General features: G+C 35.9%; 14 protein-coding genes and 6 pseudogenes. 15 read left to right on the top strand and 5 right to left on the bottom strand.

The genetic code is table 11. The features are described from left to right. Positions 1-177 precede the first annotated feature (177 nt). The 7 genes and pseudogenes from pspA (at position 178) to tyrR (ending at position 5,974) form a co-directional block, all read left to right on the top strand. Positions 178-843 (top strand): annotated as a pseudogene (gene pspA, locus ARADI_RS03385) (phage shock protein PspA). A 40-nt stretch (positions 844-883) separates the two neighbouring features. Then, on the top strand, positions 884-1,099 hold the full coding sequence (gene pspB, locus ARADI_RS03380; protein WP_119711117.1) for an envelope stress response membrane protein PspB: 216 nt from the start codon (positions 884-886) through the stop codon (positions 1,097-1,099). Between the two features lie 11 nt (positions 1,100-1,110). Next, a complete protein-coding gene (locus ARADI_RS20225) occupies positions 1,111-1,326 on the top strand; it encodes a PspC domain-containing protein (RefSeq protein WP_305000186.1) in 216 nt (71 codons plus the stop codon). Between the two features lie 242 nt (positions 1,327-1,568). Then, positions 1,569-1,736 (top strand): phage shock protein PspD, encoded by a 168-nt coding sequence (locus ARADI_RS22095; RefSeq protein WP_119711116.1) that lies wholly within the window; start codon positions 1,569-1,571, stop codon positions 1,734-1,736. A gap of 46 nt (positions 1,737-1,782) precedes the next feature. Continuing rightward, positions 1,783-3,178, top strand: a pseudogene (locus tag ARADI_RS03365) (YcjX family GTP-binding protein). After that, positions 3,175-4,236 carry a YcjF family protein gene (locus tag ARADI_RS03360; RefSeq protein ID WP_119711115.1) on the top strand — a complete coding sequence of 354 codons (1,062 nt, stop codon included), beginning with the start codon at positions 3,175-3,177 and terminating at the stop codon, positions 4,234-4,236. The pseudogene ARADI_RS03365 and the gene ARADI_RS03360 overlap by 4 nt, the downstream one beginning before the upstream one ends. A 211-nt stretch (positions 4,237-4,447) precedes the next feature. Continuing rightward, positions 4,448-5,974: pseudogene (gene tyrR / locus ARADI_RS03355) on the top strand (transcriptional regulator TyrR). Positions 5,975-6,101: 127 nt separating this feature from the next. On the opposite strand, the pseudogene tpx reads toward tyrR, so the two are convergent. Then, a pseudogene (gene tpx, locus ARADI_RS03350) lies at positions 6,102-6,605 on the bottom strand (thiol peroxidase). Between the two features lie 148 nt (positions 6,606-6,753). On the opposite strand from tpx, the gene ARADI_RS17165 reads away from it, so the two are divergent. From ARADI_RS17165 to ARADI_RS20580, 6 genes are all read left to right on the top strand, one after another. Next, entirely contained in the window at positions 6,754-7,053 is a 300-nt protein-coding gene (locus ARADI_RS17165; RefSeq protein ID WP_238149088.1) for a hypothetical protein, read from the top strand. A gap of 74 nt (positions 7,054-7,127) precedes the next feature. After that, complete coding sequence (locus ARADI_RS19415; RefSeq protein ID WP_255420600.1) at positions 7,128-7,472, top strand: ABC transporter substrate-binding protein; 345 nt, start codon at positions 7,128-7,130, stop codon at positions 7,470-7,472. Continuing rightward, positions 7,435-7,848, top strand: a complete 414-nt coding sequence (locus ARADI_RS19410) for an ABC transporter substrate-binding protein (protein ID WP_255420599.1) — start codon at positions 7,435-7,437, stop codon at positions 7,846-7,848. Before ARADI_RS19415 ends, ARADI_RS19410 begins: the two co-directional genes overlap by 38 nt. 67 nt (positions 7,849-7,915) lie before the next feature. Then, positions 7,916-8,233 (top strand): hypothetical protein, encoded by a 318-nt coding sequence (locus ARADI_RS17155; protein WP_238149087.1) that lies wholly within the window; start codon positions 7,916-7,918, stop codon positions 8,231-8,233. Positions 8,234-9,299: 1,066 nt separating this feature from the next. Beyond that, complete coding sequence (locus ARADI_RS20585) at positions 9,300-9,923, top strand: CorA family divalent cation transporter (protein ID WP_369406924.1); 624 nt, start codon at positions 9,300-9,302, stop codon at positions 9,921-9,923. Beyond that, positions 9,890-10,360: a CorA family divalent cation transporter gene (locus ARADI_RS20580; RefSeq protein WP_369406923.1), complete on the top strand. Its 471-nt coding sequence runs from the start codon at positions 9,890-9,892 to the stop codon at positions 10,358-10,360. Before ARADI_RS20585 ends, ARADI_RS20580 begins: the two co-directional genes overlap by 34 nt. Positions 10,361-10,494: 134 nt before the next feature. Here ARADI_RS20580 and ttcA read toward each other — a convergent pair. Further along, a pseudogene (gene ttcA / locus ARADI_RS03335) lies at positions 10,495-11,392 on the bottom strand (tRNA 2-thiocytidine(32) synthetase TtcA). Positions 11,393-11,599: 207 nt separating this feature from the next. Here ttcA and ARADI_RS03330 point away from each other — a divergent pair. Continuing rightward, positions 11,600-11,932: a DMT family transporter gene (locus tag ARADI_RS03330; RefSeq protein WP_119711114.1), complete on the top strand. Its 333-nt coding sequence runs from the start codon at positions 11,600-11,602 to the stop codon at positions 11,930-11,932. Positions 11,933-12,080: 148 nt separating this feature from the next. On the opposite strand, the gene dsbB is transcribed toward ARADI_RS03330, so the two are convergent. Both dsbB and nhaB read right to left on the bottom strand, forming a co-directional pair. Beyond that, positions 12,081-12,602: a disulfide bond formation protein DsbB gene (gene dsbB / locus ARADI_RS03325; protein ID WP_119711113.1), complete on the bottom strand. Its 522-nt coding sequence runs from the start codon at positions 12,600-12,602 to the stop codon at positions 12,081-12,083. A gap of 213 nt (positions 12,603-12,815) precedes the next feature. Further along, complete coding sequence (nhaB, locus tag ARADI_RS03320) at positions 12,816-14,360, bottom strand: sodium/proton antiporter NhaB (RefSeq protein WP_119711112.1); 1,545 nt, start codon at positions 14,358-14,360, stop codon at positions 12,816-12,818. Positions 14,361-14,585: 225 nt separating this feature from the next. Between nhaB and fadR the strand changes: the two genes are divergently transcribed. Further along, positions 14,586-15,308 (top strand): fatty acid metabolism transcriptional regulator FadR, encoded by a 723-nt coding sequence (gene fadR, locus ARADI_RS03315; RefSeq protein WP_119711111.1) that lies wholly within the window; start codon positions 14,586-14,588, stop codon positions 15,306-15,308. A 143-nt stretch (positions 15,309-15,451) separates the two neighbouring features. Here the strand turns inward: fadR and ARADI_RS03310 are convergent. Then, a pseudogene (locus tag ARADI_RS03310) lies at positions 15,452-16,348 on the bottom strand (D-hexose-6-phosphate mutarotase). Positions 16,349-16,362: the final 14 nt, after the last annotated feature.

Below are 16,362 nucleotides of genomic sequence, written 5' to 3'. Positions count from 1 at the left end.
ATTTAATTATTTCATATGGTTATATTTTTTTGTAAAATTGGCATAAATATAAATATAAATATAAATATAAATATAAATATAAATATAAATATAAATATAAATATTGTTTATCAATGATTAAGGTTAAAAAAATTTAATGACAAATCAATCATTCAATATTAATTAAGGAATTTATCGATGGGCATTTTCACACGTTTCGCGGACATCATTAATGCAAATGTTGCTTCTTTACTAGATAAGGCAGAAGATCCACAAAAAATGATCCGTTTAATGATCCAAGAAATGGAAGATATGTTAGTTGAGTCTCGTTCAATCTCGGCACGCACTTTAGCTGAGCAGAAAGGATTAGAGCGCCGTATTGCTAGCGGTGAAAAACAAGTTATACAATGGCAAGAAAAAGCAGAATTGGCACTAGTTAAAGATAAAGAGGATTTAGCTCGCGCGGCATTAATTGAAAAGTAAAAAGTGGCTACCATTATTGATACACTGAAAAGTGAGTTAATTATGGTAAATGAAACACTAGTACGTATGAAAGACGAGATTACTGAATTAGAGCAAAAACTGACTGAAACACCGGCAAAGCAGCAAACTATGGTATTAAGGCATCAAGCCGCGCAATCCAGTCGTGATGTGCGTCGTCAGTTAGATAGTGGTAAATTGGATGAAGCATTAGCGCGGTTTGAATAGTTTGAGCAGCGGATCGATCATATGGAAAGTGAAGCGCAAAGTTATCATTTAGGTAAACAAAAATCCTTAGACCAACAGTTTCCTGAATTAAAATCTGATGATGAAATCAGTGAGCAATTGGCTGCGTTGAAAGCTAAACTGAACAAACAAGAGTAATCTATTGGTAGCCAAAATTAATGATGAATAAGGAAATGTGATGGGCTCTATATTTATTGGGTTAGTTTTATTGATCTTTGTTATCTTTATTCTGCCTGTTTGGTTATGGTGCCACTATGGTAAAAAAGGAAATAGCCATAGTCAATTAACGCAGAATGAGATCCAGCGACTAATGCAGTTAGCCGAGCGAGCACAAAGCATGCAGCAACGTATTAAAGCACTGGAAGATATTCTGGATGCAGAGCATCCAAATTGAAGGCAAATATAATGGAAAAAATGGCCGCGCGAAAACTTTATCGACGTACTGATCAACTTATGATTGGGGGTGTTTGTGACGGGTTGGCGGCGCATTACTTTGATTTACCAGTTAATTTAGTACGGGCACTGGCGGTTGTGGCATTATTCTTGGGATTTTTTACCATTACCATCGTTATTTATCTGTTAATGTGTTTTTTTATCGAAGCGGCACCGGCAGGTTATTAGGATGAAACTGATATTAGTGTTAGAGTGGCTAAGTTAATGAATGAAATCGATCAGCAATTGAAAGCGGGTGAAAAAAACTGCGCCAAATGGAACGCTATATCACTTCTGATAGTTTCAGTATTGATAGTCGCATCAATAAATTGTAACTAATTATCAAATTACGGTAGAGTAAATGGATGCTCTACCGTAAAATCATTTTTCTTATCACAATTAAAAATTACCCTATATTTTAACAGAAGAATATGCTGATTAGCAGACCTAAAATTAAGCTTTTAAGCGGAAAAATGGCAATAATAGCAATAATTATGGTTATTCATTACGCGCCAGCTGGAATAATTGGACTAATGTTAAAATATACTAGCCGCAAACCTTTGCGATGGTTTATGTTAATAGTTATACAGCTATTGTAACGTCCAGGCATTGCTAAACTTGTGCGTAAGTTGTTATGGGAGAAATATGAAAAGATTGCGAAGTGAGCTTAGTGAACTGGTCAATCGAAGTGTAGATCGTCATCTTCGTTTAGCGGTTACCGGGCTTAGCCGTAGTGGTAAAACGGCATTTATTACCTCGCTGGTTAATCAGTTACTACATGTGTACAGTGGGGCGCGTTTGCCACTGTTTTCCGCCGCAAGAGATGGCCGTTTATTAGGTGCAAAACGGATCCCACAAAAACATTTTAATATTCCTCGCTTTACTTATGACGAAAATATAGCAGTATTGTACCATTCTCCTCCTCTATGGCCGACTCCTACCCGTGGAATCAGTGAAATATGTTTGCAACTATGTTATCGATCGCAACAGAGTTTGCTACGTCACGTCAAAGAGACTTCTAATTTATATATGAAATTATTGATTATCCAGGCGAATGGTTACTTGATCTGCCTATGTTGACTCAGGACTATTTTAGTTGGTTACGGCAAATGCAACAGCTATTAAAAGGCCGTGATAAGGAGGGTGCGCAGCAATGACTGCAACTTTGTCAACAGTTCTACCCCTTTGCAGCGGCTGATGAGAAATTATTAGCTAATATTGCTCAAGCTTACACCAATTACTTGGTTTTTTGTAAACAACAGTGGCAATATTTTATTCAGCCAAGGCGATTTGTATTACCTGGTGATCTTGCAGGGGCACCAGTATTGCAATTTTTTCCTTGGCCCAATATTGATACAACAGATGAACTAAAATTAAAGCAAGCGGACAAACAGTCTAATATTGGTATGTTGCAACAGCGTTATCACTATTATTGTCAAAAAATTGTTAAGCGCTTTTATAAAGATTACTTTCAACATTTTGATCGGCAAATTGTTTTAGTTGACTGTTTAGCTGGATTAAATAACGGTCCGGCAGTATTTAATGATATGCAGGCCGCATCAACCCAAATTATGCGTAGCTTTCCTTATGGTAAACGGACACTATTGCGCCGCATGTTCTCACCACATATTGATAAATTACTTTTCGCGGCAAGTAAGGTTGATCATATAACTCATGATCAACATGCCAATTTAGTTTCATTGCTACAGCAATTAGTTCTTGCCGCCTGGCAAAATGCGGCTTTTGAAGGGATCAGCATGGATTGTCTGGCGCTAGCTTCAATTCAGGCTACAGAAAATGGCATGATTGAATATCAGGGAGAACCGGTACCTACTTTAAAGGGACATAGATTAACAGATGGTCGATTAATGACTTTTTTCCAGATGAGGTACCACGGCGTTTGCCTAATGCTGATTTTTGGTTAAAGCAGGGATTTGATTTTGAATCTTTTCGGCCTCGCGAAACAGCGACTGATCAACCTGTTGCTCATATTCGATTGGATAGTGTTTTAGAATTTTTACTCGGAGATAAATTGAAATGAGTAAATCGCTAAAACCCCGCATCGATTTTGATGAGTCTTTGCCGGCAAACAAAAAAACAAAGTTAAAAAAAACCAAACTGTTTGATCAATTAGCGCCTGAACAATTTGCGGCTAGCAGCCACGAAACAGAAAATGATGAACGAGAAGGTGAAATTGAGGCATTGGTCAATGCTGCACTCAAACCGCGCTATAGTTTTTGGCGTAAACTGGTGGTTATTGCTTTAAGTTTAATCGTGGGGAGTATTTTTGCTCAGACCGGCGAATGGATCTACCAAGCGTGGATAGAGCAAAACTGGGTTTCTTTAGCTGTTGTCGCGGCTGGTGGCTTAATTATTATTGCTGCTATTGGCACCATCATAACTGAATGCCGGCGGCTTTATTATTTAAAAGAACGTAGTCAAAAACGCATCGAGGCTAGAGAATTTTTGCAAAGTCATGGTATGTATGGTGGGCGTGAATTTTGTCAAAAGCTAGGCAGACAATCGGCGATAGGCTTAGATCATCTGCCAATGAAACGTTGGCAGAGAACAATCCATGATAGCCATAATGATAAAGAAATCGTGACACTTTATAGTCAAATAGTGCAACCTATTTTGGATGAGCAGGCTAGAAAAGAGATTAATCGTTCATTTGCTGAATCAGCGTTAATGATTGCTGTTAGTCCTTTAGCAATTGTCGACATGGCATTTATTGCCTGGCGCAATATTCGATTAATTAATCGCATTGCAGCTATTTATGGCATTGAGCTGGGGTATTATAGCCGTATCCGATTATTTAAAATGGTATTACTTAATATTGCTTTTGCTGGAACAAGTGAGTTGGTGCGTGAAATTAGCATGGATTGGTTATCGCAAGATATTATGGCTCGGCTCTCTACACGAGCGGCTCAAGGGATCGGCGCCGGTTTACTCACAGCTAGATTAGGTATTAAAACGATGGAGTTATGCCGCCCTTTACCGTGGATGGATGATAAACCTAAATTGGCTGATTTTCGTCGTCAATTATTCAGCCAATTAAAAAATATTATGCCAAAAAGCGTTGAGCATAAAAATATTTAACTAATTCACCATCAAGCTTAATTGGGTAATTTTTTAATTAAGATCCGTGTTGACTAAAATGGTAAGCAGCAATATTAAAGTAATGCTTATCGGTTTATCATTTCTGGTGCTAGTGTTTATGCTATAAAACGTTTTCTATGGTAGCTTAATAAATGAAAATGCATACTTAATTAATTGAATAGTAAATTATATAGATATAAGGTTCTCAGTAGTGCGATTAGAAGTGATTTGCCAAGATCGAATGGGACTAACACGTGAATTACTTGTTTTACAAAACATTGACCTTGAAGGGATTGAAATTTCACCAAATCGTAATATTTATCTCAAATTTGCTTAAATTGACACTATGACGTTTCAACTGTTAATGACTGAAATTCGGCGTATTCGTGGTGTTAAAGATGTTAAGACGGTCTCTTTTATGCCTTCTGAACATGAAAAAAAATTATTATTGACTTTATTAAATACTTTTCCCGATCCTATTTTTTCGGTTAATGCCAAAGCTAACATTGAATTAGCCAATTCTGCGATATTAAAATTGTTTGTAATTGATAATAACCAGTTAAAAGAGAAAAAATTCAATCAGCTAATAAATCATCCGCGGTTGGCAAAGTTACTAGAGCAAAATAATTTACAATCCTATTCTGAGCAAGTGATGATTAAAGGTAATAAATATTTGCTGCAGGTTACGCCAATTAATAACCATAAAGCAACGGGTTCGATTGAAAATGCAGGTGCTATTATTCTACTAAAAGTATTACCCGCAGAGCAGCAGTATCAAGCAGATAAAATGGCAGCGGTAGATAGTTTTGCTCACATCATTGCAGTCAGTCCCAAAATTAGCAAGCCGGTTGAGGATCTAAAAAAATAGCCTTACTTGATGAACCGCTCCTATTGGTTGGGGAAACCGGAACAGGTAAAGATATTTTAGCTAAAGCTTGTCACATGCAGAGCATCAGAGGCGATAAACCTTTCTTAGGGCTTAATTGTGCATCGATGACAGATGATGTGGTAGAAAACGAGCTCTTTGGTTATGCTGCAGGAGCTTATCCAAATGCCATTGAAGCCAAAAAAGGATTTTTTGAGCAAGCGAATGGAGGTACTATTTTACTTGATGAAATTGGTGAAATGTCGCCAAAAATGCAGATCAAACTATTACGTTTCTTAAATGATGGTACCTTTCGTCGGGTAGGTGAACAGCAAGAAGTTAAAGTTGATGTCAGAGTGATCTGTGCGACACAAAAAAACTTGCTGGAATTAGTTGAAAAAGGGCAATTCAGACAAGATCTATACTACCGCCTGCATGTATTAACGGTGAACTTACCCCCGCTGCGTGAACGACAAGCTGATATAATACCGCTTACGGTAAAATTTGTTAGGCAATTTTCACAAGAACAAGGTATTGAAAAACCGAAACTTTCGCCTAAGTTAGGGCATTACCTTGCCAGTTATCACTGGCAAGGTAATGTGCGCCAGCTACGTAATGTTCTCTATCAGGCTTTAATTCAATTGGCAGGACGAGAATTAACGCCGCAAGATATTCATTTGCCAGATCTAAAAGATATTTTATTGTTTAGCGCCGATCAATTAAATGGTACGTTAGATGAATTAACAAAACATTTTAAAGCTTCAATATTGGCGCGACTTTATCAAGATTATCCAAGTACGCGTAAATTAGCTACACGGCTTAACGTATCCGCTAATTGCAAATAAGTTGCGGGAGTATGGGATTAAGTCATAAAAAAGAGAATGAGGGTGAGTGATAGTGTAATCAGGATCAAGATAGCGATAAGTTTTATCGCTATCGCATTAAAACTAGACAAATAGTTTAATTAAAAAACAGATATTTTTATTAAGTCTTAATATCACTATTTTAAGGCATTAAGAGCGGCATCATAGTTGGGTTCATGGGTGATTTCATCAACTAATTGACTATAAATGACCTTATCGTTTTCATCGATGAATAACTACAGTACGCACTGCTAATCCTTTTAATGGCCCAGAGGTCATTTCTACGCCGTGGTCTTTACTGAAAGTTGGTGCGCGAAAAAACGATAAAGTAACTACATTCTTAAGAGCCTCAGCACCACAAAACCTGCTCTGTGCAAAAGGAAGATCGGCAGAAATACACAATACAACCCTGTTTTCTAGTTGGCTGGCTATTTGGTTAAACTTGCGAATAGAGGTAGCGCAAACACCGGTATCAATACTGGGAAATATATTAAGAATTTTTCGTTTGCCTTGATAATCTGACAAAGATTTTTCTGCAAGATCGCTCTCTACAAGGGTAAATTGTTTAGCTTTATCAACAGGTTGAAAAAAATACCATTGATAGCAACACCTTCCCATTTGAAATTTATACTAGTTGACATCTTATCCTTTCCTTCTTAATAAGATTTAGTTCAACAATTCTAAATGAAAATAATTAAGTTTCTATCTAAATCGTTACAACAACTTGTGTTATATCTAATTGTTTTAACTAAATTATTTTCTATAATTATAATAACATCGGGATATAATATGGAAATCTATATGCTTCGCTATAGAACAGCATTAGTAATATTCTTTTTAAATTGTATCGTCACCACTAAACCTGCCGTGGCTGCGTTGATGGTTAGATGTGACTTATTAGCTGAAAAACAAGACATAGTTAGACAGATTAATGCAGATCCAACTTCTCTTGATCCTATTAGCAATGTTGGTTTAGCAGAATCGCATGTAATACGTGATTTATTTGAAGGATTGACTAATCAAAATGAAGTCGGTAGTCCGATTCCTGGTGTGGCAAATCGTTGGACAACCGCCGGTAATCGGATTTAGTTTTTTTATTTAAGACCGAATGCCAAGTGGTGACCCTGTTACGGCTTAAAGATTTTGTTTATAGTTAGCGTCACTTGGTTGATCCAGTAAATAATTCACCATTTGCTTATTTTGCCACCTTGGCGTGTATCAAGAATGCTCAAAAAATTATTAATAATGAACTACCAATTGAAACGTTAGGTGTTGAAGCTATTGATAATCATACTTTAAAGGTCCCTTTGGAGCAGTCCGCACCCTATTTTCTAAATTTAACTAACCATTTTAGTTTCTTTCCGGTTAATCAGAAAATAATTGCCAAATATGACCAAAATTGGGTCGCACCAACAAATTTAGTGGGCAATAGTGCTTTTATGTTATCTGAGCGTATTGCTGGCGAAAAAATTGTTTTACAACCTAACCGACATTATTGGGATTCATAAAAATACAATTTTAACTAAAGTGACTTTTCTGCCGATTAAACAGACAGCTCGTGCATGGCAAAGTTATTTTGCAGGTGATGTTGTCGAAATAGAATTTTTGCCTGAGCATTTAGATAGCAAATTATTACAGCAAATACCTGATGAGTTTTATTTGGCTGAACAACTGGCAACTTATTACTATGTTTTTAATACACAAAAGCCACCAACTAATGATAGCCGAGTTAGAGGCGGATTATCTGTATCAATTAATAGAGACGTTATCACGAATAAAATATTAGCTGATGGTGAGAAAGCCGCTTATCGTTTTATATCCGATATCATTGCCGATTTTACCCCGGAAAGGGGTTTTTATGATGGCTATGGCCAAAAGAGCTAGATGAACAAGCTCGAGTTCTATTGCATTTAGCGAGATTCAGTAGCCATAATCCGCTAAAGCTTTCTTGGTGTACAATAATTCAGAAAATAATAAAAAGGGGGCTACAGCTATCGCCTCTATGTGGAAAAGAAAATTAGGTGCTGAGATAACTTTGATTAATCAGAAATGGAAAACCTACACAGAGAGTGGTAATGCAGGTCATTTTAATGTGCTGGGTGCTGCCAGAATTGCTGAATATAATGAGCCATCGAGTTTTTTAAATGTCATGACATCTTCCAACGCTGGTAATTGGGCCAAATTCAAAAATAATGACTATGACGAAATGGTTGCATCAGCCATGATGGAAAAAATAGTAAAAATTGTAATTGATTTTATAATCGAGTAGAAAAAATGTTGTTAACTCAATCGCCTATTGCACCGATTTACTATTACAGTCACGGCTATTTAATTAAATCTTGGTTAAAGGGCTATCCAGTCAACAATCCAGAAAGTGTAAGTTATAGTCATACCCTTTATGTTATTAAACATTAATTCAATGCTAAATTAGCCTCCATAATGCAGGGCAGTGATGAAATTATGCCTTGAATATCATCTAGTGTGCAAAATTGTAAATTAAACAACTAGAATCTATAATCTAAACCAATATTAAAGCCATTCACTATGAGATTTGACAGATAGTCATCCTTATTTGCCCCTTCATAGCCTAAATAGAGGCTTGGCATGTTGACTGGGTTGATTTTTATGCCGACTCCCTAACTAAGGCCTGTGTTATGCTTCATTGAATTCAGCGTTATATTATCGAATTTTTCTCGATGTTTTAGGGTAAAACGAGCAAATCCGATAATGCCATATAAAGTTAAGTAATCATTGAAACGATAACTGGGGCCGGTTTGTAAGCTGAGGTAATCGATATTCACTTTATGTTTAACTAGTTGATAGGAATAATTTTAACTACGCCAATATTGATTTCCTTTATTCCAGCTTATCGACATTAATACTCCCCAATGGTTAGCTATTTGGTAGTCATAATTAATATTTAGACCAGTAAGCGAATTACCATGATAATAGAGATTAGAGTAGCCTAGACTGAAGGTTTGCGATTGAGGTGAAGCTGAAAATCCTGTTGCTGAAAAAAATAAATTGGTTATTAATGTGTAAAAATAACGGTTTTTTTCATAACTGTCGCTAGTTTATGTTTGTATGATAAATTATTTTAATCATTTTTTACTTGTTACAACTTTTTATTAATTACTTTAAATTTATTTCATTTTTAATTTTATTATTTTTTATAATGAATAATGGTATATAAAACTGCTTAGTAACATGAAAAATAAAATATCAAACGCAATTAATCCTATAACAATCGAGTAAGAAAGCTTTAATTAAGCAGAAATACGACTATTTTTAAAAGGAAAAGAACAAAAATTGACCGTAATAGGGGGATATTTGTTGTGGCTATTTATGGCTCAATAATTCAGGGCTCTGAACCTGTGCATGCTTACCAATTAGATGGTGAAGGTGGATTTGTTGCTATCAATGTTAATGCGGAAGCGACACCACAAAAGCCATTTTGGCTTCACTATGATTATAGAAATAAAGCCAGTTATCAATGGATAAAGCATTCTGGATTATTCAATTCAACCATCAAAGATGGATTAACAGGAAATATCAGTCGGTTGCGTATAATAAGAACTGGTGATAGTGCATTGGTTAATTTACAAACGATTAATAAGAATATTGGTGACAGGCCTGAACAGCTAGTTGCCTTTCGTATTTATATTAATAATCAGATAATTATTTCTAGTCGACATCATAAAGTTAAATCTCTTGAGCCTGTTATTGACGATCTTAATCATCATGTTGGCGCAAAAACGAGCGGAGAATGGTTAGTTGAAGTTGCTGATTCGATTAACGACGAAGTGAGTGATTTTACCGATATTTTGCATGATCGTTTAATTAAAATCGAAGGAAAGATCTTAACTGAAGAGATCCCTGAACGGGGAAAATTAGCGTTAGGCAGGTTATTATTGTGCGCCGCTATATGTCTACTCAACGGGATGTTTTTGCTCGTTTAGCGACAGAAAAATTTTTATGGATGAGCGATGATGACCACCACCGCATGCAGGAAAATGCCGAAAGGCTTGGACGCTGTATTGATGAATTAGATGGTTTTGTTGCTCGTACCGCCGTTATTACCGATGAAATTAATGCGTTGATATCAGAAGCAACAAATAAACAGATTTATACTATGTCAATGTTAGCGATTGTCTTTCTTCCATCAAACTTTTTAACCGGATTATTTGGGGTTAACCTCAATGGTATACCTGGTAGTGAATTTAAATTTGCATTTAGTGTTTTTTGTTTATTATTAAGTTTCTTAATTAGTTTTGTTATCTGGCGGCTAAAAAGAGGAAGTGGTTATAAAATAAAATATTTTCCAATAGAAAATTTCCAGTTATTTAGTTTGGTAAAAAATAATTGCGCTATATCAAAAAGTTTTATCCTTAACTAGGGCAGAATTGATTTTGCAGGTGAATGCAACGTTAAGCGATGAACGTTGTGCTCCATAATTGTAGTTTTTCTCATATTGAGTTCTTATACAGAATAATTGACCACTATCGGCCGATGTTTAATACATCGGCTTTTTTATTTTATTTCAACTATATTAACCCGATCTGAGGGAGAATTATCTTGGTGTGCGTTGATGATGGGAAATGTTTCTTTATCAAATGCTAAATGGCCACCATTAATAATGTTGCTGGTATGATTAATTTGTTTGAAATTGAATAAGTTGCTATCCCATAAATGCGAAGGAACAATATTTTGCATTGATTGAAACATAGTCTCAATTCGTCCTGGGTACTGTTTATCCCATTCTCTTAGCATATTGCCGATAACTTGCCGTTGTAAATTGGGTTGAGAACCACAGAGATTGCAAGGAATAATTGGAAATGCTTTAATTTTTGCGTAGCTGGCAATATATTTTTACCGGCAATAAGCTAAGGGACGAATAACGATATGTTTACCATCGTCACTTATTAGCTTAGGGGGCATTCCTTTGAGTTTGCCACCATAAAACATATTGAGAAATACAGTTTGTAAAATATCATCGCGGTAGTGGCCTAACGCGATTTTAGTGGCTCCCAGTTCGCTGGCAGTCCGGTATAAAATACCGCGACGTAGGCGAGAGCATAGTGAGCAGGTAGTTTTTCCTGCCGGAATTTTCTCTTTCACAATACCTTAGGTGTATTTTATTCAACTATTTGGTATTCAATCTCGAGTTTGTTGAGATAGGATAGCAAAATGTCAGCAGGGAAACTTGGTTGTTTTTGGTCAAGGTTGATGGGCAAATAAAGTAAAATTTACTGGTGCACTTTTTTGTAAATATTGATAATAGGGTGTAACTATCTTTGCCGCCAGAAAGGCAACCCATAATGCGATCATTTTCTTCAATCATATTGAACTCAGCGATCGCCTGGCCAACGTTACGACGTAACTTTTTTTGTAGTTTATTAAAGTTATATTGTTCTTTTTGTTGATTCATATTTATTACTAATGTATTAAAGGTAATCGATTTTATTACCAAAAGAATGGTTTTTAAATCCACAGCGATAAGAAAATGTGACCAGTTTAGGCTAGTTTAAAGCAAAAGAAAACTTTTGCTGGTTATTTTAGTTTTACCCCACATACTGGCAATTAATGTTTCGATTATCTTACGATTGTGATGATTAGTTTATATTTAGGAGTATAAATGAACGGATTGGTATATCTATTAATATCGATTGTGGATGAAGTGATTGCAACCACATCATTAAAGGCTTCTGATGGTTTTACCCGTTTGTTGCCATCGATTATTGTTGTTATTGGTTATAACATTTCATTTTTTGGTTTATCACAAGTAGTTAAAATGATGCCATTAGGCATTGCCTACGCTATTTGGTCTGGTTTAGGGATCGTGCTGGTGTCTGTGGCAGCGTTGTTTCTCTATCAGCAAAAATTAGATTGGCCTGCCATTTTAGGTATTTTGTTAATTATTTCCGAAGTTTTAGTTATTAATCTGGTTTCTAAAAGTAGTGTTCATTGATAATCGTTAAAGGAGCATTAGTTAATAATCTTTTACCCCTAATATTTATTTAGCTATTTGACTATTTTCAGCTGGAAACCTGCACTATTTTCATCAAATCGCCATAGCAAAAGCTGGACTGATAACTATTAGTTCAGCCCAAATTGTCTTAATGACTATTTTTTTTGAACCATAAAAATTGGCTTAACAAGACAATTATTGCCACCAAGAAATAAGCGATAAAAATAATTAATAACCATACGGGCATTTCAATATTCAAAAATGACCATTGTTTTTGGCTACAGTCACCGTAGGCTTCAAAAATAGTCGGTAACCAGCGGTTAAGTGGCAGCCATGAAGGAAAATTAACGACAAAATCACATGAATCAAAAGGAGAGGGATAGAGTTGTAGTCGGGTATGTTCGAAGGTTAATTTCAATCCTTCCCAGCTACTATATAACCATAAAATTAGTGCTACTAAGCGAAAAGCGCTTCTTGGTGCCATGGCTGCGATTAAACCTGCCACTAAGATAGCAAATATCGCTATCCGTTCGTAAATGCATAATACGCAGGGTCTAAGTCCCATACAGTGTTGAAAATAAAGTGCAATAATTTCTAACATACAGGCGCTAAGAGCTAGTAGCAACCAGGCTTTTCTGGTTTGAGAGTATGAGTAAAAAAATTTAAACATGTTCATTCTATTCCATTATTTCGATAAGTTAGTTAGGCAAGCATATGATCTTATTTTGTTTACGACAAAAAAACAGCTAATTTAAATTAGCTAATAAGATAGGATATGAATTAAATTGTTAAAATGAATTTCCTATTTAGCCAATAGTTTTTGCTTAAAATGACAGGAGAATGCTATTATTTTCAAATAAATAATAGCATTATTAATAAAAAGTTATTTAGCTATATTTATCAAGCCTAATGAAGCAAACCACTCTGTTACTGGGATCAACCATAGTTCTATGGCTAGTAAACCGACTAGTGTCATAACAATAGTATAAGGTAAAGCCATGATAACCATTCGACCATATGAAAGGCGAATAAGTGGTGAAAGCGCTGAAGTTAATAAAAATAAAAAAGCAGCTTGACCGTTTGGCGTTGCGACTGAAGGTAAATTAGTCCCCGTATTAATGGCAACTGCCAGATATTCATATTGTTGATGAGATATTAATCCTTCTTTTAACGCACTCATCGCTTCATTTATGTAAACGGTGCCAACAAAAACATTGTCTGAAATCGCAGAAAGTAACCCATTGAATAAATAAAATAAAACAAGTTGCGATGATTCTGAAGACTGTAGTACAAATTGAATAAATGGCGTAAAAAGATGTTGATCGATAATCACTGCCACAATTGAGAAAAATACCGTTAATAAGGCGGTAAAGGGTAAAGCTTCTTCAAATGCTTTGCCAATGGTGTGCTCATCAGTGATGCCGCAAAATGAGGTTATTAAGATTATTACAGATAAACCAATTAAGCCGACTTCTGCAAGATGGAAAGCTAAAGCAATAATTAACCAAACGCCTACTAATGCTTGAGTTATTAGTTGCAAATTTTCTCGCCGATCCCGTTTTCTGCTGGTTTTTTTATCGTGGATTTGCAGAATATGGCGGACACTTTCAGGTAATTCAGCGCCGTAACCAAATAATTTAAAACGTTCGACGAAATAGCAAATAATTAAGCCACAGACAAATACCGACAACGTCACTGGGATCATATGTAAGAAAAAATTACTAAAATTCCAGCCAACATATTTAGCAATAATTAAATTTTGTGGCTCACCAACCATTGTCATTACGCCACCTAATGCAGTGCCAATGCCGGCGTGCATCATTAGACTACGTAAAAAAGCTCGAAACTGTTCAAGGATCTGGCCTTTTTCGGTCATGTCAGCGTTATTTCCCGGCGGAAGAAGCTCTTTCTGGCTGGATACATAACTATGATAAATAGAATAAAAACCAACGGCTACACTTATCACAACGGCAATAACTGTTAGCGCGTCTAAAAAGGCGGAAAGGAAAGCGCTTGCTAGGCAGAAAGCCAGTGAGAGTACACGTTTAGAATGAATTGACAGTAATAATTTTGTGAAAGCAAATAACAGCAATTGTTTCATGAAGTAAATACCTGCAACCATAAAAATCAATAGCAGTATTACTTCAATGTTATTAGCAATTTCATGACTTACTTGTTGCGGTGAAGTCATCCCAATTATTACCGCTTCAATAGCAAGTAATCCGCCAGGCTGTAGTGGGTAGCATTTTAGCGCCATGGCAAGAGTAAAAATAAATTCAGCAATCAATAACCAACCGGCAATAAAAGGGTTAACCAAAAAAAAGCACAGCGGGTTGATTATCAAGAAGAAAATAATGGTCAATTTGTACCATTCAGGGGAATTACCAAGGAAATTTTTTAACATAATTTGTCTGATATTTATATTCATTATTACTTGCTTTCCTTCACTAGTATATAAGTAAAATTGACTAATCTAGCATACTACGTTTTTTATACCAGAAATTAAAAAAACGATTTCCTAATTAACGACAAATTGCATTAAGTCTTTATGGTCAGATTAGTATTTCTTAATAACTCGGCTACCTCAAACTTTTTCATTCTGATATTATCTCGTTTTATTAATGGCAAAAATTTGTTTTAGGTAGAGAAAAATATGATTATTAGAGCGCAAAGCCCGGCTAATTTTGCAGAGGAGTATATTGTTGAAAGTATTTGGAATAACCATTTTCCGCCGGGTTCAATTTTACCCGCTGAACGTGAGTTATCGGAGTTAATTGGGGTAACGAGAACAACATTACGAGAAGTTTTACAGCGCCTTGCCAGAGACGGTTGGCTAACTATTCAGCATGGAAAACCAACTAAAGTAAACAATTTTTGGGAAACCTCAGGACTTAATATTTTAGAAACGGTGGCGCGGTTAGATCACAGTGGAGCACCAAAACTGATTGAAGATTTGTTATCTGTTAGAACCAATATTTCAGCTATTTTTATTCGAACCGCCTTTCGTAAAAGTAAACCAAAATCATTAGAGATATTATCAATAAGAGAGCATATAGAAGATTATTCTGAAGCATTTAGTACAGTTGATTATAATATTTTTCGTGGACTGGCATTTGTCTCTGGTAATCCTATCTATGGCTTTATCCTAAATGGTTTGAAAGGATTATATACCCGCGTTGGCCGTTACTATTTTTCTAATCCTAAGGCGCGTCAGCTTGCTTGCCGTTTCTACCATGATTTAGCCAAAATATGTGAACAAGAAAACAATGATCTGGTGCTAGATCGGGTTCGTAGTTATGGCAAAGATAGTGGTAATATTTGGCGTGAGATGAAAGATATAGACAATATGATAAATAATTTGTCTGAATTACGTTAAACTCGTTGCTAGTTAATGCGCTATCAGCCTATTTTTATTCCTTCATCAAAAGTGAGGGCGTTAATTGAGATAGCGATTATTAGTATAACATGCTAATAAATTTTAACAATCTTGATTATTATTTCCGCATAAAAATCGTAATCCTATAACATTACGTATTGCATCTTGATGCTACGCACACCTAAGGTTAATGACATGCGGGCAGGTTTTTCACCTGCTGGTTGCATTGGCTGGCTAATATGGGCTGTTTCTATACATAGCATCTTTTTGTAACCATCGCTGGTCATATCTTTTATGGTACTGGATGGTTCAGCGCCCGGGTTCCAACATACTATGTCGCTATGATGGTAATGGTGTATTTCTAAAATACGCTGCCAATTTTTATCATACACCAAATTAGAATCATCGGATTCAGTATAAATCAGTTCGTGCGGTTATATAAGTTTTTGTTTCTTCTGTGTAAACATCACGATCAGCTACTTTATCAATATAATATTTGCCTAGACCTTCAATATATATCTTATTTATGTCACTTACTTGTAAATAGGTATGTAATGCACCGGTGGCAGGCTCAGTACCATAATATTCAAATTCAATTTCGCAGGTCGCTGCTAGCTTTTAAGCGCATTATTAAGGTAAATTCATGTGGCCATATCTTTTTTGTCATTTCATTATCAGAAAGTGTTAGGGTAAGGATCACACTATCTGTAAGCTCACTATGCGCTGTCAATTGCCATTCCTGTAAACGTGCAAAACCATGATTGAGTTGAGGCGACCAGGCCAAACCCATGGGGCCAGCAGATAGGAATTCCGCCGCGAATAGCGGTATTTTTTCGAAATAGACTATTTTTACTCAACCATAAACAGGCTTTTTCCCCCTCGGGCTGCCAGCTAAGTAGTTGTGCTCCCTGCAGACTGATTGCGGCACTCACTTTAGGATGAGAAACAATAATGACTGGAATTTCATCAAGCTGCCGAAGTGTTATATAAGATGAAATTGTTTCTTTTACAGGTAAGCTAAACAGTGTCGTGTCATTCATTATTTCGACCTTTT

Origin of the sequence: Arsenophonus endosymbiont of Aleurodicus floccissimus, from assembly GCF_900343025.1 — a bacterium.
Classification (GTDB): domain Bacteria; phylum Pseudomonadota; class Gammaproteobacteria; order Enterobacterales; family Enterobacteriaceae; genus Arsenophonus.
Note: the sequence above shows the minus strand (reverse complement) of the source record. Positions and strands in the feature narration are given on the sequence as shown.